Annotated in this window: 19 protein-coding genes and 1 other annotated feature; of the genes, 1 reads left to right on the top strand and 18 read right to left on the bottom strand. The window is 47.0% G+C overall.

The window, feature by feature from the left end; genetic code table 11:
• From CHL76_RS07185 to CHL76_RS07170, 4 genes are all read right to left on the bottom strand, one after another.
• Window positions 1-1,053: an ABC transporter ATP-binding protein gene (locus tag CHL76_RS07185; protein ID WP_094908182.1), complete on the bottom strand. Its 1,053-nt coding sequence runs from the start codon at window positions 1,051-1,053 to the stop codon at window positions 1-3.
• A gap of 18 nt (window positions 1,054-1,071) precedes the next feature.
• Window positions 1,072-2,229 carry an oligopeptide ABC transporter permease gene (gene opp3C, locus CHL76_RS07180; protein ID WP_079474453.1) on the bottom strand — a complete coding sequence of 386 codons (1,158 nt, stop codon included), beginning with the start codon at window positions 2,227-2,229 and terminating at the stop codon, window positions 1,072-1,074.
• Window positions 2,230-2,234: 5 nt separating this feature from the next.
• Window positions 2,235-3,161 (bottom strand): oligopeptide ABC transporter permease, encoded by a 927-nt coding sequence (gene opp3b / locus CHL76_RS07175; protein WP_079474454.1) that lies wholly within the window; start codon window positions 3,159-3,161, stop codon window positions 2,235-2,237.
• A 140-nt stretch (window positions 3,162-3,301) separates the two neighbouring features.
• Window positions 3,302-5,002 (bottom strand): peptide ABC transporter substrate-binding protein, encoded by a 1,701-nt coding sequence (locus CHL76_RS07170; protein WP_079474455.1) that lies wholly within the window; start codon window positions 5,000-5,002, stop codon window positions 3,302-3,304.
• Window positions 5,003-5,273: 271 nt separating this feature from the next.
• Between CHL76_RS07170 and CHL76_RS07165 the strand changes: the two genes are divergently transcribed.
• The gene (locus CHL76_RS07165) at window positions 5,274-5,645 is read left to right on the top strand and encodes a DUF3899 domain-containing protein (protein ID WP_079474456.1); all 372 of its coding nucleotides are present in this window, start codon (window positions 5,274-5,276) and stop codon (window positions 5,643-5,645) included.
• 53 nt (window positions 5,646-5,698) lie between these two features.
• On the opposite strand, the gene CHL76_RS07160 is transcribed toward CHL76_RS07165, so the two are convergent.
• The 14 genes from CHL76_RS07160 to dnaA form a co-directional block, all read right to left on the bottom strand.
• Window positions 5,699-6,154 carry an Lrp/AsnC family transcriptional regulator gene (locus tag CHL76_RS07160; RefSeq protein ID WP_079474457.1) on the bottom strand — a complete coding sequence of 152 codons (456 nt, stop codon included), beginning with the start codon at window positions 6,152-6,154 and terminating at the stop codon, window positions 5,699-5,701.
• Between the two features lie 338 nt (window positions 6,155-6,492).
• Window positions 6,493-7,773 carry a serine--tRNA ligase gene (gene serS, locus CHL76_RS07155; protein ID WP_094908181.1) on the bottom strand — a complete coding sequence of 427 codons (1,281 nt, stop codon included), beginning with the start codon at window positions 7,771-7,773 and terminating at the stop codon, window positions 6,493-6,495.
• Window positions 7,774-7,837: 64 nt separating this feature from the next.
• Window positions 7,838-8,058: a binding site (T-box leader), on the bottom strand.
• A gap of 2 nt (window positions 8,059-8,060) precedes the next feature.
• Window positions 8,061-8,651, bottom strand: coding sequence for a pyridoxal 5'-phosphate synthase glutaminase subunit PdxT (gene pdxT / locus CHL76_RS07150; protein ID WP_079474459.1), 591 nt, complete (start codon window positions 8,649-8,651; stop codon window positions 8,061-8,063).
• 23 nt (window positions 8,652-8,674) lie between these two features.
• The gene (pdxS, locus tag CHL76_RS07145; protein WP_079474460.1) at window positions 8,675-9,559 is read right to left on the bottom strand and encodes a pyridoxal 5'-phosphate synthase lyase subunit PdxS; all 885 of its coding nucleotides are present in this window, start codon (window positions 9,557-9,559) and stop codon (window positions 8,675-8,677) included.
• A gap of 165 nt (window positions 9,560-9,724) precedes the next feature.
• Complete coding sequence (locus CHL76_RS07140; RefSeq protein ID WP_094908180.1) at window positions 9,725-10,978, bottom strand: D-alanyl-D-alanine carboxypeptidase family protein; 1,254 nt, start codon at window positions 10,976-10,978, stop codon at window positions 9,725-9,727.
• A 179-nt stretch (window positions 10,979-11,157) separates the two neighbouring features.
• Entirely contained in the window at window positions 11,158-12,612 is a 1,455-nt protein-coding gene (gene guaB, locus CHL76_RS07135; protein ID WP_079474462.1) for an IMP dehydrogenase, read from the bottom strand.
• A gap of 205 nt (window positions 12,613-12,817) precedes the next feature.
• Window positions 12,818-13,846 (bottom strand): HD-GYP domain-containing protein, encoded by a 1,029-nt coding sequence (locus CHL76_RS07130; RefSeq protein ID WP_094908179.1) that lies wholly within the window; start codon window positions 13,844-13,846, stop codon window positions 12,818-12,820.
• Between the two features lie 149 nt (window positions 13,847-13,995).
• Entirely contained in the window at window positions 13,996-16,464 is a 2,469-nt protein-coding gene (gene gyrA / locus CHL76_RS07125) for a DNA gyrase subunit A (protein ID WP_094908178.1), read from the bottom strand.
• A 119-nt stretch (window positions 16,465-16,583) separates the two neighbouring features.
• Window positions 16,584-18,500 carry a DNA topoisomerase (ATP-hydrolyzing) subunit B gene (gene gyrB / locus CHL76_RS07120; RefSeq protein ID WP_079475044.1) on the bottom strand — a complete coding sequence of 639 codons (1,917 nt, stop codon included), beginning with the start codon at window positions 18,498-18,500 and terminating at the stop codon, window positions 16,584-16,586.
• Between the two features lie 82 nt (window positions 18,501-18,582).
• A complete protein-coding gene (remB, locus tag CHL76_RS07115) occupies window positions 18,583-18,867 on the bottom strand; it encodes an extracellular matrix regulator RemB (RefSeq protein WP_094908176.1) in 285 nt (94 codons plus the stop codon).
• Between the two features lie 13 nt (window positions 18,868-18,880).
• Window positions 18,881-19,999 carry a DNA replication/repair protein RecF gene (recF, locus tag CHL76_RS07110; protein ID WP_094908175.1) on the bottom strand — a complete coding sequence of 373 codons (1,119 nt, stop codon included), beginning with the start codon at window positions 19,997-19,999 and terminating at the stop codon, window positions 18,881-18,883.
• Between the two features lie 10 nt (window positions 20,000-20,009).
• Window positions 20,010-20,234: a S4 domain-containing protein YaaA gene (gene yaaA / locus CHL76_RS07105; protein WP_079474467.1), complete on the bottom strand. Its 225-nt coding sequence runs from the start codon at window positions 20,232-20,234 to the stop codon at window positions 20,010-20,012.
• Window positions 20,235-20,436: 202 nt separating this feature from the next.
• Window positions 20,437-21,579, bottom strand: a complete 1,143-nt coding sequence (gene dnaN / locus CHL76_RS07100; protein ID WP_079474468.1) for a DNA polymerase III subunit beta — start codon at window positions 21,577-21,579, stop codon at window positions 20,437-20,439.
• A gap of 146 nt (window positions 21,580-21,725) precedes the next feature.
• On the bottom strand, window positions 21,726-23,066 hold the full coding sequence (dnaA, locus tag CHL76_RS07095; protein WP_079474469.1) for a chromosomal replication initiator protein DnaA: 1,341 nt from the start codon (window positions 23,064-23,066) through the stop codon (window positions 21,726-21,728).
• Between the last annotated feature and the right edge of the window lie 310 nt (window positions 23,067-23,376).

Genomic DNA, 23,376 nt, shown 5'->3' with positions numbered 1-23,376 from the left:
CTACTTTCCTGCCTCCCATTTCCCGTTCATCTCATCAATGCGCTGCTGTACTGAGGCGGGTGGTTGTACATCCGGTGAGTTTTCATGCAGCAGCCATGTCGCTGCATAGTGCGTGTCGGATACCTGAAACATTGGCGGCTGCTCTTCGTAATCAATTTTTAACGCGTACCGGTTCCGGGGGGCGAAAGCATCGCCCTTTGGCGGATGAAGCAGATCCGGCGGCGTTCCCGGGATGGCAAATAATTCTTCCTCCCGCTGGTCCACCGTCGGCATGGAACCAAGGAGGCCCCAGGTGTAAGGATGCTTCGGGTTGTAAAAAAGCTCGTCCACAGAGCCGATTTCTACAATCTTACCGGCATACATGACCGCGACCCGGTCCGCTACATTTGCCACAACGCCCAGGTCGTGCGTAATGAAAATAATCGAGGTTTCAAATTCCTCCTGAATATCTTTCATAATATCCAGAATCTGCGCCTGGATTGTTACGTCAAGCGCTGTTGTCGGCTCATCTGCAATCAATACTTTCGGGTCGCAGGCGAGCGCGATGGCAATGACCACCCGTTGGCGCATGCCCCCCGAAAACTGGTGCGGGTACTGATTCATTCTTGCCTCTGCATCGGGGATGCGCACCAGCTCCAGAAGCCGTACTGCTTCCTTTTTCGCTTCCTCTTTATTCATGCCCCGGTGCATCCGCAGCCCTTCCATCACCTGCGTTCCTACTTTCATCGTCGGATTGAGGGAGGTCATCGGATCCTGAAAAATCATCGCAAAATCCTTGCCGCGGTATTTAGTCATCTGCTTATCGCTCAGCTTGGCAAAATCCTCATTCCCGTATAGAATATTGCCGTTTTTAATATACCCTTTCGGTGCCGGAAGCAGGCCCATCAGCGCCTTTGTCGTTACCGATTTGCCCGATCCGGACTCGCCTACGATTGCCAGGGTTTCCCCTTTTCCAACTGAAAAGCTGACGTCTCTTACAGCCTGCACTTCGCCGTTTGGCGTTTTAAAGGAAACACTTAAATTTTTTACATCTAAAATGGTTTCGTTACTCATGTTCGTTCCTCCCACATTCTAATCGCGCATCTTCGGATCAAACGCATCACGCATACCGTCAGCCAGAATGTTAAAGGCAATCATTAACACTGACAGCACAACGGCCGGGAATATTAATACGTGCGGGGTTGTCTGCAGGGCATCAAAGCCGTTATCAATCAGCACCCCGAGCGAAGCGTTCGGAGGCTGCAGCCCCAGACCAATAAAGCTCAGAAAAGCTTCAAAGAAAATCGCATTTGGAATCGTAAACATCGTGTTAATGATAATTAAGCCCATAGTATTCGGTACAAGGTGCTTAGTGATTACTTTTGAATTTGACAGTCCAAGCGTTTGGGAAGCCAGCACAAATTCTTCGTTTTTCAGCTTTAAGATTTCTCCCCGGACAATACGCGACATACCGATCCAGCCAGTAATCGCAATCGCAAGCGATATGGAGAGAATCCCCGGGTCAAGGACAACAATCATAAGAATTAAAATGACAAGGTTCGGTATACCGGAAAGTATTTCTAACAGACGCTGTAAAATGTTATCCGTTTTACCGCCAAAGAAGCCGGAAATACCGCCGTAGGCGACACCGATAAATAAGTCAAGCAGCGTGGCAATGAGAGCAATGAAAAGGGAAACTCTCGTGCCGTCCCACGTTCTTGTCCACTGGTCTCTTCCCAGCCGGTCCGTTCCGAACCAAAAGTTGGTTTCTTCTACTCCGGCTGCCGCGTAACTGTCCACGTTGACCTGCACCTGGGCAGAGCCTACAGAGCCATCGCCTTCGCTTAACGTTTCATATTGAACATAATCTTCGTTGCCGAACCGGCTTTCTGCGTTTGTTTGGGCCTGCTCCGCTGTAATATTTTCAAAAACATATGTTTCCTGGCCGTCCATACCCAGCCAGCCGATATTTTCAAGCACAGGAACTTTTGGCGGTAAATTTGACCGTGATAAGTCCTGCTCTCTCGGCGTATATTCATTCATCATCGGGCCAAAGATAGCAAAAAACACAATAAGTAATAATGCTATTAAAGAAATCATCGCTGCCACGTTTTTACGCAGCGCCCGGAAGGCATCCTGCCAAAACGTCCGGCTCGGACGGTTAATTTGCTCCATGTCCTCTTCCCGTACATCAGCTGGAGAGAATAGTTCTTTGTCGTATTTTCTTTCTTTCTCGTTTTCGTGCTGCATAACTTCTACTTCCCTCCATCCAGGCGGATTCTCGGATCAATGATGCCATAAAGAATATCGATGATTAGAATAATCAGAACAAATAAGAAGCTGAAAAACAGGGTCGTTCCCATGATCATTGGGTAATCGTTCGTCGTTACGGCGGTGACAAACTGCTCCCCGATCCCCGGTACTGCAAAGATCTGTTCGATAACAAGAGTTCCTGTTAAAAGACTTACTGCAAGCGGCCCCAGAATCGTAATCAAAGGAATCAGGGCATTGCGCAGTCCGTGCTTGAAAATAACTGCTGTCCAGCCGACGCCTTTAGCTCTTGCTGTAGTGATATAATCTTTGTTTAATACCTCCAGCATTTCTGTACGCATAAACCTCGCGCAAATAGCCATCGGAAATATAAGTAGCGCAATTGTCGGCATTATTGTATGAGCGAACGTTCCCCAAGTAGCAACCGGGAACAACTGCCATTGCACGCCCAGAAAATATTGGAGCAGCCCCGCAAAAATAAAGGACGGAATCGAAGTCCCGATAACCGCAAGCAGCGTAGAGCCAAAGTCTAAAATACCGTTATGAAAAATAGCCGCGACTAGCCCTAAAAGAGCTCCTAAAATCGAGCCAATGAAAAGCGCTTGAATGCCCAGCTGTAGAGAAGGGCCGATCCGGTTTCCAAGGATTTCGGTTACTTCCCGATTGTCAAACTGAAAGGAGATACCAAGGTTTCCCTGCACAAGCCCCAGCATATAGTCCACATACTGAAGCGGCACCGGTTTATCCAGGCCGTACTGTTCCAGCACAATCTGCTGTTGGGATTCTGACAAACGATCAGCCGAGCTCAAAGGCGTGCCGGGCATCAATTTCATTAAAAAGAATGTAACACTGGCGATAATAAATAAAGTAATCGCCATGTATACGATTCTGGTGGCAATATAACGTGCCATACATTTTTCCTCCTTGTAAATGTCGTGGTGTTAGTCATGTTGTGAATCCTTTAAGTTTAGGAAACAAGGGAAAAGAGAGCATAAGCCAATTATTATGGATATACTCTCTTGCCCCCTGAAAATATTATTTTATTTAGTTTTTATTCCTCTGTAGCATCTTCGTTGACGTAAGCCCACTTGTATTCAAAATCAGGCCCCGCAGCGTTAACGATAACTCCCTGCAGTTCCGGGTTCCAGAGATAAGCCTGGGCTTCCTGGTACATTGGAGCAATTACTGCGTCTTCTTCAATCAGAAGCTTTTCTGCTTCGAGGAAGTTGTCCCAACGCTCCTGCGGCTGGTCAGCTAACTCGTTGTTTGCTTCTTCAATCAAGGAATCGTATTCTTCACTGGAATAACCAGTGTGGTTATTGCCGCTATCTGTAACAAACAGGTTCATGAATGTGTTCGGGTCCACATAGTCAGGACCCCAGCCGGACATTAACAGGTCATAATCCATGTTAGTGTCACGATCGAGACGCTCCTGAAACGGCACCTGCTGCACGTTCACAGTTAACCCGTCCAGAGTGCCCTCTAACTGTTCCTTGAGATATGCACTAATGTTTTGAGCTGATTCAGTATCACCTGTGAGGTAACCTAGCTCTGCGCTATCGGCGCCAATTTCTTCAAGACCCTGCTCCCAAAGCTCCTGCGCCTGCTCTTTGTCAGTTGCTGAGAGGTTGCCGTTTACTTCGCGGAAATCTTCTTCTCCTTCAGGGCTGAAAACGAAGTTGCCCGGCATCAGGCCGCCCAGAGGCATGGAGCCGTTGTTTAAGATAGTATTTGTTAAGTCTTCTTTGTTCACGGCCATCTGGATGGCTTTACGAGTATTTTCGTTCGCAAGAATTTCATTTTCCTGGTTCATTTTAACGTACCAGGAAGTTGGCTGTTCTACTGCACGGTAGTCCTGGTTCGTGCTGTACTCATCCACAAATTCCGCAGTCAGCTCCGTGCGGTCCAATTCACCGGTTTCGTACAGGTTCGTGCCTGTGGAAGGTTCTTTGACTACCTGTACGTTGATTTCCTCCAGCTGTACAGTATCTGCATCCCAATAGTCTTCATTTTTCACGAATGCCATACTGTCACCGGTGTTCCATTCTTCCATTGTAAATGGTCCGTTTGTGAGCATATTATCAGGGTTCAAGGCATAATCATCACCCTGCTCTTCCACAAACTCTTCATTTAGAGGATAGAATGTCGGGAATGTTGTCAGAGATTCGAAATATGGCGTCTGTTTTTCAAGAGAAACTTCCAGTGTATGTTCATCTACAGCTTCCACTCCAAGTTCACTCGGCTCCATTTCGCCTTCGCTGATGGCAGTAGCGTTTTCAATGACGCCCCCCATCATATAAGGTCCGTACTCAGAAGCTGTCTCCGGATCTACCGCCCGCTGCCAGGAATAAACGAAATCCTCGGCTGTTACAGGGTCTCCGTTTGTCCAAGTAGAATCTTCCCGAAGATTAAACGTCCAAGTCGTTCCGTCTTCACTTATTTCCGGGTCGCCTGTAGCAACGCCGTCAGTGATTTCCGCATTCTCGCCAAGACGGTAAAGTCCTTCATAAATTTCCCCCGACCATTGGATGCCGAACTGGTCTGTAGTAAGTGAAGGGTCCATGGAAGGAATATCGCCCGACTGCGAGATGTTGATAACCTGCTCGCCGCTTGCCTGGCCTTCGCCGCCTCCATCACCACCGCCGTTGCCGCCGTCTCCGCCGGACTCTCCGCCCCCGCCGCCGGAACACGCTGCAAGTACTGTACTCGAGATTAATGCAGAAGCTAATACTGTCAATTTTGTCTTTTTCATAAGATATGTTGACCTCCCCAAAACTTTTATGTCTTTATTGTGTAAAATTTCTGTTTTCTCTGCATTCACAAAGTATACAAGATTTTGCGAATATTTTCATTAATTTTTTAATTTTTTGCGAAAATGAAAATTTATTCGTTTTGTCTATACGAAAAGCACTAATGTTTTTGTACACAGGGCAATTATTCGTAAATAAAATGATTCGTTCAGCGACGGCCTGCATTTATGCTATAATGATGGGCGTTATAAATATCCTGAAGGAGTTCCGCATATGCATTGGAAACTGAATCTCTCCGTATTCACCGCTAATTTAATAATTGCCGGCCTGCTGTTTTTCATTTTTTCTCCGGCATTCGGGCTGCTGAATGTGATTAATTATGTGTTTTATGTAGGGCTGTTTTATCTAATCGTTTTCATTGCAGCTTTTGTAATGCGCGGAGGATTTTTCGATGCTATTACTCACAGCTTTCGAAAAGTAGCTCATCGGCTCGCCCCCTCCAGGCCTTCAACTCAGGGCTGGGAACAACGGCTTCCGCCTTCTGAGGTCATCGAGACCTCTTTTTTCCGTGTTCTTTTCATTCAGACTGCGGCGCTTATTGCCCTGGATCTTTTACTGCTGGTTCTGTACTACACAGCAAATTAAATGCTCCCGGCTTTACCCTCGCTCGCGGTACCACCACCTTTAATGTTGTTCCGTTAAGGAGTTAAATAAGAAAAGGAATCCTTGTACTGCTTTAACTCAACGTTCACGTCAGCGTTCAAAATTCCATCAATTTGCGCTAAATCCCTGTTAACAAAATTCACTAAATCCTCGTTATTTCGAAAATAAGCCTGTAAAATTAAATCGTGGTTGCCGGAGAAAGCACCGACAAACCGCACTTCGGAAAAACGCTGCAGCTTACTCGCAATTTCGTCCTGCATTCCAAGCTTTGTGCTTAGCCCGATAATCGTCTGCACATCAAGGCCAATTTTATTTGGATTGGTATGTATGATAAATTCAAAGACGTTATAGCGGAGCATTTTGTTAATTCTTGAACGGACAGTCCCCTCACTCACTCCCAGGCAACGGGCGATTTCACTGTAGGATTCCTTGCCGTTTGCCTGCAGATACCCAAGTATCGACATATCTACTTGATCTAATGAAACGCTCATTGGCATCCCTTCTCTTTGTCTCATTCTCACCTTGATGACCGTGTATTCGTTATTACGAATTACCGAGATAAAACAATTAACATTAGTAATTTCGTAACAATTACCGGGGTGGATTAACGTAATTATAAGTAATTGTTCTTATTATTGCAATATTCGTGAAAGATTTTTATGAATTTTTTTGTAAGATTATATAACGATGTTATGATTCGAAAACAGGCCAAATATACTTTTCATACTACAATGTCAGCGCTTTCATTTCAATTGCTTCTTTGAAGTTATTTTGCATAACTATGAAAAACTCTGGCCGCCTAAAGCGTCCAGAGTTTTTTAAAATCTGCCTATTTCGCTGTAATGTATGCTTTATTGCCCATATATCCACGCAGCACTTCAGGAATCTTGATGCTACCGTCTTCCTGCTGATGGTTTTCCATAATTGCCGCCACTGTACGTCCAAGGGCGAGCCCAGAACCGTTTAGCGTATGCACGAATTCTGTTTTCGCCCCGCGGTCCCGTTTGAAACGAATATTGGCGCGCCGGGCTTGAAAGTCCTCAAAATTACTGCAGGAAGAAATTTCTTTGTAATCTTCGTAGCTTGGGAGCCATACTTCGATATCGTATTTTTTCGCGGCCGTAAAACCTAAATCTCCAGTGCACATGTTCATCACACGGTATGGCAGCTCAAGCAGCTGAAGCACTTTTTCAGCATGACCGGTCAATGTTTCAAGCTCTTTATACGACTCATCTGGTGTTGTAAAGCGTACAAGCTCCACTTTATTAAACTGGTGCTGGCGGATCAGGCCGCGGGTATCACGTCCTGCAGAGCCTGCCTCAGAACGGAAGCACGCACTGAACGCCGTATAGGCTTTTGGCAGTTCTTTACCTGCAAGAATTTCTTCGCGGTGCATGTTGGTAACAGGCACTTCTGCTGTTGGTACAAGGAAATAATCCTCTTCCTGGATCTGAAAAGCGTCTTCCTCGAATTTCGGCAGCTGGCCGGTGCCGGTCATGCTGCTTCGATTGACCATGTACGGAGGGATCAATTCTTCATAGCCGTGTTCATCGCTGTGCAGGTCCATCATAAACTGAATCAGCGCCCGCTCAAGGCGGGCTCCGGCGCCCTTATAAAACATAAACCGGCTTCCGGTTACTTTTGCAGCCCGTTCGGCATCAAGCATGTCTAAATCGACGCCGATATCCCAGTGCGGCTTCAGTGCAAAATCGAACACCGGCGGCTCTCCCCAGGCTCTAACTTCTTCGTTATCTGATTCATCCTCTCCGACCGGTACTGTTTCATGTGGAACATTTGGAATGGAAAGCAGAATCTGCTGCAGACGTTCATCCTTTTCACGTAGCTGTTCGTCCAGCTTTTTAACCCTGCCTGATACGTCCCGCATTTCCGTAATAAGTTCATCGGCGTCTTCTTTGTTTTTCTTTTTAGCTGCGATTTCATCAGATACAGTGTTACGTCGCTGCTTCAACTCTTCTGTTTCCTGGATCAGTTCCCGGCGTTCCCGGTCGAGCGCTTCAAAAGAATCTAATTCGCTAATGTCTTCATTTCGTTTCGAAAGCTGGGCTTTCACTGCATCAAAATCATTTCGCAATCGTTTAGGGTCAAGCATAAGTGTGTTTCCCCCTTGTATAGTTATCTATTTTATATATTATAAAAAAGCCCCGCCCCTGTGAATCAGGGACGAGACTTTAATTTCCCGCGTTGCCACCCTCGTTGCAGTAAACGTCACTGCCGGCTTTTCTTTCATCCGTTAACGGGGACAAGCCGAAAACGGCTACTGATGTTCACCGTTTTACTCCGGACGGGATTCCCCCTGCATTTTCATCGGTTCACACCAGCCACCGACTCTCTGAAGAAAAAATGCAGAAGTACTATTGTCCATCAACGCGATTGTATTTACACATTCACTGCCGCTTGCGCTTCCCGTACCATTTGTACGAAATACTGGTGAAATCTGCGGTCGTTCGTCAGCTCTGGATGAAAAGAACAGGAAAGCAGATGATCCTGCCGAGCTACTACGATTTCATCGTTATACTCTGCGAGCACTTCGACGTTTTGTCCAACTTCCGTAATCAGTGGAGCCCGGATAAATACTGCTTCGGCATCGTCTGCGACTCCGCGAATGGAAAGCCTGGTTTCGAAGCTTTCCCGCTGGCGTCCGAATGCATTACGCTGAACCGTCATATCCATCAGTTCAAGATGGCCTCCCGGCTCGCCCACCACGTCGGTCGCCATCAAAATCAGGCCGGCGCACGTGCCAAACACTGGCTTCCCTGCTTTGGCGAACGCCTGCAGCGGCTCAAAAAATTGATATTTTTCCACCAGACGCCGCATCGTCGTGCTTTCGCCTCCCGGAAATACCAGCCCATCAATTTCTTCAAGCTGTTCCGGCCGTTTTACGATAATAACTTCCGTATCAGGGGCCTCTAAACCTTTAACATGTTCACGAACAGCGCCTTGAAGAGCTAAAACGCCGATTTTCATCATGAGTAAAAACCCCCTGTATTATATTACTGGCTGCGGTCCTGCATGCGGTCAAAGCCTTCGAGCTGGGAAATATCCATCCCGGTCATTGCAGTACCCAGCCCTTTGGACAGCTTAGCAATCAGTTCGTAATCTTCATAGTGTGTTGTCGCCTCTACAATAGCCCGGGCAAATTTATCCGGATATTCGGATTTGAAAATACCGGAGCCCACAAATACACCGTCAGCGCCCAGCTGCATCATTAAAGCGGCGTCGGCTGGCGTCGCTATTCCGCCTGCAGCAAAGTTAACCACCGGCAGGCGGCCCTCTTCACGGATTTGAAGCAGCAGTTCGTACGGGGCACCAAGGTTTTTCGCTTCTGTCATTAATTCGTCTTTCGACAGGCCGATTACTTTGCGGATTTGAGACTGAATCAAACGCATGTGGCGTACTGCTTCCACAATGTTACCGGTGCCCGGTTCCCCTTTTGTACGAAGCATGGAAGCTCCTTCACCAATACGGCGGGCCGCTTCTCCAAGATCACGGGCTCCACAGACAAATGGGACTGTATATTCTGTTTTATCCATGTGGTACACATCGTCTGCCGGGGTGAGGACTTCGCTTTCATCAATGTAATCAGCACCCAGCGATTCGAGCACACGTGCTTCGACGATGTGGCCGATACGGGCTTTTGCCATTACCGGGATCGATACAGCCTCCATGACCTCCTGAACGATTGTAGGATCTGCCATGCGCGCTACGCCGCCAGCAGCCCGAATGTCTGAAGGCACCCGTTCAAGGGCCATTACAGCTACGGCTCCTGCCTCCTCGGCGATTTTCGCCTGTTCTCCGTTGACGACGTCCATAATAACGCCGCCTTTTTGCATCTCAGCCATGCCTCTTTTAATCCGATCTGTTCCTCTCTCTGCCATATTCCAGCCCTCCAGCTCCAATATTCTATCTTTTACCACCATTTTTTGTGGTGTAATAATAACGCTCAGTAGTCCTATTATAACACTATACTATATCTGGATAAAGCATCTTGTTTTAAGCCAAAAAAGCCTTCAAGAAAGCTTTTATTCATCAGTGGCTCTGTTCTATAAACCGCTGAACAGATTGCCAATGTTCTGCACCATGTTACCAAACCATCCGCGCTTCTCCACGGCTTCTGCCGCTACCAGAGGTACTTCGGTACGGTTGGCTCTGCCCTGTATATAAGAGGCTTCACTGTTTGTAACAACTACTGTGCCCACTTCTTCGCCTTTTTCGATTGGGGCTTCATTTTTAGATACAGCAATCTCATATTCGGGCTCTTTATTCTCTGAAGAAATCAGCTCCAGTGTTTCTCCTGCTGCTACTTGTATGTTTTCTTCCTGGCCATTTTCTACTTCAATAGAGGAGTCCCTGCCGATTTCTGCTCCTTTTTCCACCAGCGTTTGGCTTTCAAGTTCCCGATCAGCATAATCGTACAGTTTAGCCGTTTCTGTAAAACGTGACATTTTTGTTTTTGCATTCATCACAACTGATATATATCTGTTTCCGTCCTGTTCGATCGTCCCGGTAAAAGCATTTCCGGCCAAGTCAGTTGTGCCTGTTTTCAGCCCGTCCACTCCTTCGTACTCCTGTTGGAGACCTGGAAGCATTTTATTCCAGTTAATCATCTCGATTGATTCTTCCGAATCTTCGTTGAATGTTTTTTTCGGCACGCCTGCCACGTCCAGCACTTCCGGATATTCATCCAACAGATGGTAAGCCAACAAGGCCGTATCGTTGGCTGACATCATGTTTTCTGCGCTCTTACCGCTTCCTTCCGGTGCATACCCCATCATCGTAGAATTATTCAGCCCGGTCGCGTTTACGAATTCATACTTCTCCATGCCAAGCTCCTCGGCCTGTTGATTCATCCGGTCGGCAAAAGCTGCCTCATTGCCCTCAATATGTTCTGCCAAAGCAATGGTCGCCCCGTTCGCAGAATAAATGGCCATAGCCTCGTAAAGTTCTTTGACCGTATAGGTCTCATCCTGACGAAGAGGCACATTTGATAAATTGGTTTGAAGAGAAAGTTCACGGACTTTCTCGCTGATTGCCACTTCATCATTCCAGCTGATATCGCCCTCTTCAACTGCTTTGTTTACTATGTATTCTGTCATCATTTTGGACATGCTGGCCGCAGAAAGCAGCTCTTCTGTATTATCTTCATACACTATCTGCCCTGTGTCTGCATCTATCATAATCGAAGCGCTTGCTTCTATATCAGGCTCTGCCGCTTGAACTGGCATACTGCCAAACGTCCAGATGACTGCAGCCGCTACGCAGGAGACCCCTGCTGTTTTCAGCTTATTTCTCTTCAATCTCTGCACCTCCGTGGTGTATAGCTATCGCATATTTTACCACAGCCTCACTTTAAAACATATCTGCCATTGTTCCTTTTATAAAGCCTTCCAGAACCGGCCGGGCAACAATATTTCCCGGGAAATATGCGCAGATACAAAAAAAGACGAAAGCTGGCGGCTTCCGTCTTCCATTATTATTAAGAGTAGTTTGGCGCTTCTTTCGTAATCTGTACGTCATGAGGATGGCTTTCACGCAGCCCGGCGTTGGTAATTCGTACGAAACGGGCATCTTCACGCAGGGAGGAGACCGTCGGGGTACCGCAGTAGCCCATACCGGCTCTTAAACCGCCAAGCAGCTGATGGATGGTATCCTTCAGCGGCCCTTTGTAAGGAATACGGCCTTCGATGCCTTCCGGAACAAGCTTTTGGCTGTTTTCCTGGAAATAGCGGTCCTTGCTTCCCTGTTCCATGGCACTCATCGAACCCATGCCGCGGTAAACTTTAAACTGCCGGCCCTGATAAATTTCACGCTCTCCCGGGCTTTCTGTTACTCCTGCAAGCAAGCTGCCGAGCATTACTGCATGAGCGCCGGAAGCCAGAGCTTTAACAATGTCGCCGGAATATTTAATTCCGCCGTCGGCGATAATCGGAACGTTATGCTTGTCCGCTTCTTCTGCACACTCATATACAGCAGTAATCTGTGGAACTCCGACGCCCGCTACCACGCGGGTGGTACATATCGATCCCGGGCCTATACCGACTTTTACAACGTCGGCTCCTGCCTCGATTAAATCCCTTGTGCCTTCAGCTGTAGCCACATTGCCAGCTATCAGTACTACCTCCGGATAGCTGTTCCGGATTTCTGCAATTTTATCAAGCACTCCTTTAGAATGGCCGTGGGCAGTATCAATAACAATCGCATCGGCTTCTGCTTTGACCAGAGCTTCCACACGTTTGTCTGTATCGGCGCTCACACCGACAGCTCCCCCAACGAGCAGCCTTCCCTGGGCGTCTTTTGCCGAATGAGGGAATTCGATGACTTTCTCGATGTCTTTAATTGTAATGAGCCCTTTTAACGTACCGTCCTTTTCTACAAGCGGAAGCTTTTCAATTCTGTGTTTCTGCAGCACATCTTCTGCTTCTTCCAGCGTAGTGCCAACCGGGGCTGTAATAAGGTTATTGGCGGTCATTACTTCTTTAATTCCAATCGAATAGTCTTCGATAAAACGAAGGTCGCGGTTGGTGATAATCCCCACCAGCTTTTGCTCCTCATCAACGATAGGAACGCCCGAAATGCGGTATTTCCCCATTAGATGCTCGGCGTCGAACACCTGATGGTCCGGATGGAGAAAGAAAGGGTTCGTGATAACGCCGCTTTCTGAACGTTTCACCTGGTCCACCATCTCTGCCTGTGCTTCGATGGACATATTTTTATGCACAATGCCAAGACCGCCAGCCCGTGCCATCGCAATTGCCATGTCTGCTTCCGTCACTGTGTCCATTCCAGCACTTACGACAGGAATATTCAAAGGAAGCTTGTCGGTTAACGAGGTGCGTACTGATACATCCCTTGGATGAATATCAGATCTTGCCGGTAACAATAAAACGTCATCAAACGTTAGCCCTTCTTGGGAAAACTTGTCTGCTCGCACGAATCTTCCTCCTTTAAAATGGGTAATTTTACAGGATTTTTCACTATCCTGAGGTCTGTAACTTATTTATTTCTAATATCTTATCACGTTTCAGCCAGTCTCAGAAGCAAAAGGAATATGTTTTATTTTTCCGAAAATTTATAAATAACTGCTAATATTTATGTAAAGGATTTCACTGTTTTTACTTCATACATAATACACCATGCTAGAGAACATGGTGTATGGCTAATGTTTCATTTAGTTGAACGACCTCTTTGTCCTTATCAAGCTGAACCAGCGGATATTCTATCTCCCGGCGGTCCAAATGCACAATGGAGGCCGTTCTGCCGTCGGCAAGCTGCACCTTCTTTCCAGTCATTACAGTTATGAACTGCTCTGTTAACGTTTCTATTACGGCGGGAGGCAGTTTTCCAAACGAATGGACTGCCAGCTCCTGCATCACATGAAACGCCGATTTTCCTTCGCTGTTCAGCCTCTCGCCTGCCATGGCGTGATACATATCCGCCGCTGCAACAAGGCTGCTCAGTACATATATTTTGCCGCTTTTCATTTTGAGCGGATAGCCGCTCCCGTCTTCTCGTTCATGGTGCTGCAGAATCGCAAGCAATACTTCATCACTGACCGTCCCGGCAGCCTTTGCCATCTGGTAGCTCTGAATCGGATGCTTATCTGCTTCCGATTGTCCCGACGCGGAATTTCTGGCCAGGGAAGCGTCACATAAGAGCCCGGCCAGTGCTGCTCCGGCCCATTCCTTTCGGCTGCAGCCATGCTTTTTGGCCAGAAAGGCAGCTAGCAGAGCCACTGCGATTGCGTGATGGCTATCGTACTTTTCCTGATCTATAAACTGATAGCTCGTAAAAACGCTGGAGGCATGTTCTTCAAGACTTTCGAGCAGAGGAGCAAGGACCGCCCGGGCTTTTGTCATCTCAATGGCTCCCCCGGCTTTCCAAGAGCGCCACATAGCTTCATGGGCTTCTACCGCTGTATCATATATATCTTCAAATTCCGGCTGTTGATGCCTGCTGTTTACCTCAGCCTCTTTGACTGGTGAAAAAGGGTCGCCGTTAACAAGCACCGGCTTTACCTCAATGTACTCTATAAGAAACTGTTTGATAATTTCAACCAACTGTTCTGTTAATGCTGTTTGTTTTCTAACCACCGGCGTTTCGTTCACTGCAAAAACATCGTTCACCAGTACGCATCCGGGTACTGCCTGATTAATATGTATCCGCATGGAGCCTCCTCCACTTCTTCTAATATAGTACTTTCATTGTACTATTTTCCTTGAAAAATTCCATTATTTTCACTATTTTGATTGGATAATTTTAGAATAGGCTTCCATAAAAAAATACCCGGCCGTTCAGCATACGGCCGGGAGTTACACTATTCTTCTTCGGATTCTGCTGGCACGTTTTCTTCTTCGTTCACTTCGTGTTCGATTACAGGCGCTACTGTAGAAACAGCTTCCCCTTTATCAAGGCGGATGAGACGCACGCCCTGGGCGTATCGGCCGAGCCTGGAAACGTCGCCAACATGCATGCGGATAACTATTCCCTGGATAGTCATAACCATCAGGTCGATATCTACCGGTACGGAACGCATCGCTGCAAGTTCACCGGTACGGCTCGTAAGTTTAATGGCTTTTAGCCCTTTGCCGCCGCGGTTTTGTTTACTGAATTCTTCAAGTGATGTGAGCTTTCCATATCCTTTGTTCGTTACCATTAAGATCATTTCATTTTCCTGTGCAATGTCCATACCCACTACTTCGTCGCCATTTCGAAGCGAGATTGCTTTAACACCGGAAGCAGTCCGTCCCATCGAGCGTACATCCTCTTCCTCAAAGTGAATAGACATTCCTTGTTTGGTACCGATAATTAAGGAATCGTCCCCGGAAGTGAGACGCACACCGTGAAGCTCATCGTCTTCCCGGACATTAATAGCGAACAGGCCGCCTTTGCGGATATTCGAAAACGCAGAAAGAACGGTTCTTTTTGAAATCCCTTTTTTCGTTAGGAAGAAAAGGTAAGCATTTTCCGAGAACTCCTCGATTGGAATGACGGTACTGATGTACTCCCCTTTATCAATCTGAAGTAGGTTGATTAATGGAATTCCTTTAGCCGTACGGCTTAATTCAGGAATTTCATATGCTTTCAGGCGATACACTTTCCCTTTGTTGGTAAAGAATAAAATCGTCTGGTGAGAATTAGTCGTAAGCAGATGCTCTACGAAGTCATCCTCGTTCGTGCCCATTCCTTGTACGCCCCGGCCACCCCGGCGTTGGCTCCGGTACGTATCAATCGGCATACGCTTAATATAGCCCTGGTGCGAAATGGTGACTACTACGTCTTGGCGCGGAATAAGGTCCTCATCTTCGATGGAGTTCTCTCCGGCTTCCAGGCGGGTCCGACGGTCGTCCCCGAATTTTTCCTTCACCTCGGTAAGCTCTTCCCGAATAATTTCAAGCACCCGCTCTTCGTTGGCTAAAATGTCTTTCAGCTCGCGGATCCGCTCCATGAGCTCCCGGTACTCCTGCTCAATTTTATCTCTCTCGAGGCCTGTTAAACGCTGCAGACGCATGTCGAGGATGGCCTGCGCCTGATCTTCACTCAAATCGTAGTTTTCCATCAGGCCATTTCTTGCAATCTCCGTCGTATCTGATTCCCGAATCAACTCAATCACTGCATCAAGATGATCAAGCGCTACCCGCAGGCCTTCCACAATATGAGCCCGGGCTTCTGCCTTTCGGAGTTCAAAAGCAGTGCGGCGCTGAATCACTACTTTTTGATGTTCAAGATAGTGGTACAGGCATTCTTTAAGATCCAGCACTTTCGGCTGGCCGTTAACGAGAGCAAGCATGTTAATGCCAAAGCTCGTCTGCAGGGCCGTTTGCTTGTATAAGTTATTTAAAATGACGTTGGCGTTGGCATCTCTTCGTACTTCCACGACGATCCTCATGCCGTTACGGTCTGATTCGTCGCGCAGATCAGTAATGCCGTCGATTTTTTTCTCGCGCACCAGCTCTGCAATACGCTCTACCAGCCGGGCTTTATTCACCTGGTACGGCAGTTCATCTACGATAATGGTTTCCTTGCCTCTTTTATCTTCCTCAATGTAAGCATGCGAGCGGATAATAATTGAACCTTTACCCGTTTGATAGGCTTTCCGGATACCGGAGCGTCCTAAAATGGAAGCAGCTGTCGGGAAGTCAGGCCCGGGAATGTATTCCATCAGCTCTTCTACCGTAATATCAGGGTTTTCACTCAGGGCGAGCACTCCGTCAATGACTTCCTCCAGCCGGTGCGGTGGAATATTGGTAGCCATTCCTACCGCAATTCCGGAGGTTCCATTAACCAGCAGATTCGGAAAGCGGGCCGGCAGCACCACAGGCTCCCGTTCGTTGCCATCATAGTTTTCCTGGTAGTCAATGGTGTCTTTGTTAATATCGCGGACCATTTCAAGCGATATTTTGGACATTTTCGCTTCAGTGTAACGCATCGCTGCTGCGCCGTCCCCGTCTACGGAACCAAAATTCCCATGACCGTTAACAATTGGGTGGCGGTAGCTGAAATCCTGTGCCATCCGCACCATTGTTTCATAAACTGCAGAGTCGCCGTGTGGATGGTATTTACCGATAACATCACCAACGATACGGGCTGACTTCCGGAACGGTTTGTCCGGGGTCATGCCAAGTTCGCTCATTGCGAATAAAATACGCCGGTGCACCGGCTTCATTCCGTCACGAACGTCCGGAAGAGCACGGCTGACGATAACGCTCATCGCGTAGTCCAAAAACGAGGTGCGCATCTCTTCGCCAATACCGATCTCCGTGACTCTGGATTCGTTTTCTGCCATTGCAGTAACCTCCTACTTTCTATTCCATCAGGCTTAAATGCCTATTGTTGCTATATTCGATAGAAACCCCCGCGAAAGATTTAAGCGGGGGTTTCTTTGTGTCACCTTGATGCCGTCTCTTACACGTCGAGGTTCTGGACGTAATGTGCGTTTTCCTGAATAAAATCACGGCGGGGTTCTACCTGGTCTCCCATCAATGTTTCAAACACTTCGTCCGCCATCATAGCGTCTTCAAGCGTCACCTGCATCGTCGTCCTTGACTCCGGATCCATAGTAGTTTCCCAAAGCTGGGTCGGGTTCATTTCCCCGAGGCCTTTATAGCGCTGAAGATTTGGTTTTGGCTGTGCCGGAAGCTCTGCTAAGGCCGGCTGAAGTTCACGTTCGAAAAAGAGATAGCGGACGTGTTTGCCTTGCTGGACCTTATACAGAGGCGGCTGGGCGATATAAATATAGCCTCTTTCGATTAACGGCCGCATGTAACGGTAAAAGAAGGTCAGCAGAAGCGTCCGGATGTGGGCCCCGTCCACATCCGCATCTGTCATGATAATAATACGGTGATAGCGGGCCTTCTCGATATCAAATTCATTGCCTATACCTGTGCCAAGAGCCGTAATTATGGTTCTGATCTCGTTGTTGGCAAGAATTTTATCCAGGCGCGCTTTTTCTACGTTTAAAATTTTTCCGCGCAGCGGCAGGATCGCCTGGAAATGCCGGTCCCGTCCCTGTTTGGCCGAGCCGCCGGCAGAGTCGCCCTCCACGATATACACTTCACTGCTGGCCGCATCCTTTGAGGTGCAGTCAGCCAGTTTCCCTGGCAGCGAACTGACCTCAAGGGCGCTTTTACGCCGGGTCAATTCCCTGGCTTTCTTCGCCGCATCGCGGGCACGTGAAGCCATCAACCCTTTTTCTACGATTGTTCTCGCCGTATCCGGATTTTCACTCATAAATCTCGAGAAATGCTCTGAGAATAACGAATCTGTGATAGTCCGGGCTTCCCCGTTTCCTAATTTTGTTTTTGTTTGTCCTTCAAACTGGGGATCGGGAATTTTCACACTAACAATCGCCACCAGCCCTTCACGCACGTCGTCCCCGATCAAATTAGGGTCGTTTTCCTTGAAAAGACTGTTTCTGCGGGCATAATCATTAATAACTCTCGTCAGAGCCGTCCGGAATCCCGACTCGTGAGTTCCGCCTTCGTGGGTATTAATATTATTGGCAAACGAATACACATTGCTCGTGTACCCATTGTTGTACTGCATGGCAACTTCCACCTGGATGCCGTTGCGGTTCGCTTCAAGAAAAATCGGCTCTTTGTGGAGTGTGTCCTTCTGGCGGTTCAGGTATTCCACAAAGGAAGCAATACCGCCTTCGTAATGGTAGGTCTGCACCTGTTCTTCTTCGGTGCGCTTATCGGTGCAGGTAATTTGGAGTCCGCGGTTAAGAAACGCGAGCTCCCGTACACGGCTCGTAAGTGTTTCGTATTCAAATTCGGTGGTTTCTTCAAAGATCTCCGGATCTGGTTTAAAACGGATCTTTGTGCCCCGTTTATCTGTCTTGCCTACATTCTCGAGATCATGCTGCGGAATACCACGGCGGTAAGCCTGTTGATAAATTTCGCCTTCACGGTGCACTTCAATATCAAGTGTTTCGGAAAGAGCATTTACTACGCTGGCCCCAACGCCGTGAAGACCGCCGGAAACCTTATAGCCGCCTCCACCGAATTTACCGCCGGCGTGCAGTACGGTCATAATAACCTCTACCGCCGGACGACCCATTTTTTCGTGCATACCAACAGGAACACCACGCCCGTTATCTTCTACGGTAATGCTGTTATCTTCTTCAACCGTAATATAGATCTGATCACAATAGCCGCCCATGGCCTCATCAATACTGTTATCCACGATTTCCCACACTAAATGGTGAAGTCCTCTGGACGTTGTAGAGCCGATATACATGCCTGGACGCTTCCGGACTGCCTCGAGTCCTTCAAGTACCTGTATTTGACTTTCATCGTATGAATTTTGGTTCATCGACAATCTGTTCACCTTCGCTTCCTGCGGGATCAACTCTCGCGTGTAGTCCGTAAATACCTGCGCTCGTTTTCATGCTTTTGCACGCTTAGTCTTCTTTAGCTGCCTGTATTTCTTCATGATATTCATCATATTCTGAAATAATCTGCGATCTGCGCTTCAGCGTTAAAGAAGAAATAGGTGAGAAATATACCTTTTCTTCCGTAACCACGACGGATTTTGCTTCAGAATCTGCGATTTGTTCTTTGTCGTCACTTTCGACTGCCTGCAGGAACTGCCATGTGATGCTTGAAGAATTCTGGCTGTTACTATCTAAAATCGCAATAACGTCTTTCGAACGTATTACGGTGCCGTCGCCTAAATGTATAAACAATGTGATTCACCACCTACTGTTTTTCCAATTGACCCTTGCGGGCTGTAAACACGGTTGCCCGCTCGATTGTCTCGTGCTTGATGCTTTCAATGCTTGTCGTGGTAACAAAGGTTTGTACTTTCCCCTGAATCGCGTCCAATAAATGAGACTGCCGATGCTGATCAAGTTCCGAAAGCACATCATCAAGCAGAAGAATAGGATACTCTCCTACATAAGCGCGGATAAGTTCTATCTCTGCCATTTTCAGGGACAGGGCAGCTGTTCGTTGCTGGCCCTGGGAACCGTACGTTTGTACGTCCCTTTCGTTGACTAGGAGCTTCATTTCGTCCCGGTGCGGTCCTGCAAGCGAAAGCCCCCGGCGGACCTCATTTTCCCTACGTCGGCCTAGCTCTGTACGAAGCTCTTCAGCAAGCACGGAGGGCTCCATCTCTGCATGTATGTTTGCAGAGGGGTCGTACCGCAGCTCAAGGCGCTCCCGGTTCTGTGTGATCCGCGTATGGATCTCTGAGGCCCATCGCTCAAGCTGCTGCAGGAAGCCGTAACGACGCTGAATTACCTTCACGGCTGCTTCAATGTACTGTTCATCAATTACTTCAAGCGTTAATTCCTGCTCTTGGCTGGGCACGGGAAACATGCCCTTCAGCAGCTGGTTGCGCTGCTTCAGAATGCGCTGATACTTGGAGAGGTCGTGCAGATACACCGGGCTGATCTGGCCGATCTCCATATCAATAAAACGCCGCCTCATATTCGGCCCGCCTTTTACAAGGTTAAGATCTTCCGGGGCAAACATGACGACGTTGCAGGCGCCTATATATTCACTTAGCTTTTTTTGTTCAATGCCGTTCTTTTTTACTTTTTTTCCTTTAGCAGAAAGAACGACTTCAAGATCAACGTGCCGCTGCTTTCGTTCTACTGAAGCTTCAATACGGGCAAAATCGTGGTTCCAGCCGATTAGCTCCTTATCCTTGGAGGTCCGGTGGGACTTCGCAAAAGCAAGCATATGAATAGCTTCCATCAAATTCGTTTTTCCCTGGGCATTTTCTCCAACAATAACGTTTACAGTGTTCTCTATTTGCAAAGCAATATCTTCATAGTTCCGATACTGCTTGAGCCGAATATTTTTTACATACACAGGCCTGTAGTCATCCTTCGCCGGTATCGATAGTGAAGGTTCCGTTCTCTTCGACTTCCACTACGTCTCCTGGATAGAGCTTTCTTCCCCTGCGGGCTTCTTCTTCCCCGTTCACTTCCACAGCGAACTCAGAGAGAAACCACTTCGCCATACCACCTGTATCGATGATTCCAGCTTCTTTGAGGAACTGGCCGAGTGTTATATATTCGGTTGTGATATTAATCGCCTCTCCCATATCGATCCTCCCGACGCCGGATATTCAAAGCATAATTATTACTTCTGCCTGTTTCCGAACATATTTCATTCATACTCTATATTTTACTAAAAATAAGCGAAAAATGCCAGTATATCGCACTATTCGTTTCACGTGCCCTGCCAGCACAACATAAGAAAAACGGCCTCCTGTTTTATACAAAAGGCCGTATACTCGTTTAACTTTAATACGTGCGTACCGGTGAGAATAAATGCAGCATTTGATCGTGGTCTGTCGGACGTACAACAAATGGGCTCATAGCTCCGGTGAATTGAATATGGATTTTTTCGCTGTCGATTACCTTCAGGGCATCTGTAATGTTTTTTCCGTTAAACGAGATGCGAAGTTCTTCTCCATCTATTTTATCACAATCGATGTTTTCCGTCACTTTTCCAATTTCAGATGAAACGGAGTTAATTTCAACTCGTCCGTCCCCGAGCGTTTTCAAGTTGATCACGTTGTTTTTTGTTTCTCTTGATAGCAGCAGTGCCCGGTCGAGGGACTGCAGCAGCTCTTTTGTGGACAACTCCACCCCGGTTTTGGTCTCGGAAGGAATCATATTTTTTGTTACCGGGTATTTCCCGTCGAGGAGTCGTGAATAAAACAGAAGATGTGGAAAACGAAACATTACCTGGGTTTCCGTAATAATAATTTCAACGGTGGAATCATCATCGCTCAGCAGGCGGCTTAACTCATTTAGACTTTTACCCGGGATAACAATATTAGATAAATCGGGCGCATCCGAACCTGCTTCAAGATTTGCTTTTCGGAGAGCAAGACGGTGGCTGTCTGTAGCCGTACAGATCAGCTCCCCGTTTTCGCTTTCGAGGTTTACACCTGTCAACACTGGCCGGGTTTCTTGCGCTGATACGGCGAAAACAGTCTGTCGGATCATATCCTTAAGCAGACTCTGTGGCAGGTGAAACATATTTGTATCATCAAGCTGGGGAAGCCTTGGGTATTCTTCAGGATCCAGGCCGTTCAGGTTAAACACGACCGAACCAGAACGAATCGTAGTCGCAAACTGGTCCTGTACAACAACTTCAACTTCCTCGCCCGGGAGTTTCTTTACAATTTCTGCAAAAAAACGGGCCTGAAGCACAATGCTTCCCTGCTCGTGCACTTGAACATACTGGTTATCGTTTTCTTCTGTCGGAATAAACGTTTCGATCGATATATCGGAATCACTTCCGGTTAATGTTACGCCATCAGCAGCGGCAACGATCTTGATACCAGTCAGTATTGGGATTGTCGTTCTCGAGGAGACAGCTTTATTTACGTTTTGTACATGTTGCACAAATTGATCTCGATTAACGGTGAAATGCATAGGTCATCTCCCTTTATATATATTGTTTTTAAAGTAGTAATAGTAGTAGGGCCTGTTAGTAATGTGGATAAATAAGGTTTGCACTGCCAGATCAGGGATTTCCACGTGTGAATAAGTTGTGTATAGCGTTGTGGTGTTATCCACACCTATGTGCGTAACTGATCGATGATTCCTTGAACGGTTTTCTGCAGATCCGTATCCGTAGACATTAAATTTGATATTTTTTCGTGGGCGTGAATGACGGTTGTATGATCCCTGCCTCCAAAAGCTTCACCGATTTTTGGAAGAGAGGCATCCGTCATTTCGCGGGAGAGGTACATCGCGATCTGGCGCGGAAAAGCAATGCTTTTCGTGCGTTTTTTCGCCTTTAATTCCGGTACAGGCATTTGAAACTGCGTCGCTACCCGTTCCTGAATATGCTCTATAGTAACCGTTTTAGGCTGGGCAGTGGGAATAATGTCTTTCAAAGCTTCAGCCGCCAGATCAGCATTCATATCCTGGTTGATCAAAGAAGAATAAGCGACGACGCGGATAAGTGCCCCCTCAAGCTCACGGATGTTTGTATCAATTTGGTTAGCAATATAAAGCATAACTTCATTTGGAATATCGAGCATTTCTGCTTTTGCTTTTTTGCGCAGAATAGCAATTCTTGTTTCCAGGTCCGGCGGCGTGATATCAGTGATCAACCCCCATTCAAACCGGGAACGGAGCCGGTCCTCAAGCGTTGGTATCTCCTTTGGCGGCCGGTCGCTTGAAATGACAATCTGCTTGCTTTCTTCATGAAGAGCGTTAAAGGTGTGGAAAAATTCTTCCTGTGTCTGCTCTTTTCCAGCTAGAAACTGAATATCATCGATAAGCAGCACATCGACATTCCGGTATTTGTTTCGAAAATGTACGGCTTTATTGTCCCGGATAGCATTAATAAATTCATTGGTAAACTTTTCAGAAGACAAATACATGACTTTGGCATTTGGATTATGGTCAATAACGTAGTGTCCAATAGCATGCATTAAGTGTGTTTTTCCAAGGCCGACTCCACCATAAATAAACAATGGATTATACGCTTTGGCCGGAGCTTCAGCTACTGCAAGTGAGGCAGCATGGGCAAAACGATTTCCAGAACCAATTACAAAAGTGTTAAACGAGTATTTATCATTCAGCATGCTCTTTGGAAGGTCCTGGCTGGAGGCGGGAGGTGCAGCCTTTGGCGGCGCTGGTTCGTTTTCTACCGGGGATTCAGCCTGGGGAATGACAAATTTCACCTGCAGTGCAGATCCGGTAATATCTTCTAAAGCGTCAGTAATCAGGTTTGTATATCGGCTTTCAAGCCAGTCACGGGCGAATTCATTCGGTGCTTCAATAATTACAGTGTCTCCTTGAAGATCCGAAGCTTCTGTCGCTTTTAACCATGTTTCATAGCTTGGCTTACTTACTTTTTCCTGCATTAGTTCCAATGTCTGGTTCCATAAATCAGTAATATTTTCCAATAAGGATGCACTCCTCTCGTACAGGCTTAGCAGTATACAGTGGCTTGGCTGGGAACTTAAATCCTTAGAAAGACGGAAAAGGCTTCTATCTTATCATGGTGAAAGAAAGAAACCCAATAAGTAAAATATGCGGAAAATGCATATTGCATGCGTTATAAAATTATTGTGCAATAATAATAAAATTATGTAAAAAAAGAAATACACATAATACACAAGGCTGTGAATAATATTATCCGGAGGCTGTGGAAAATTATCCACAAAGTTATCAACACGTGTGGATAAGACGTTGTTGTATGAAATGTTATTAACA

The organism is Marinococcus halophilus (genome assembly GCF_002265875.1).
In the GTDB taxonomy this organism is placed as follows: Bacteria; Bacillota; Bacilli; order Bacillales; family Marinococcaceae; genus Marinococcus; species Marinococcus halophilus.
The sequence above is the reverse complement of the archived record's forward strand: the minus strand, read 5'-3'. Positions and strand labels throughout refer to the sequence as shown.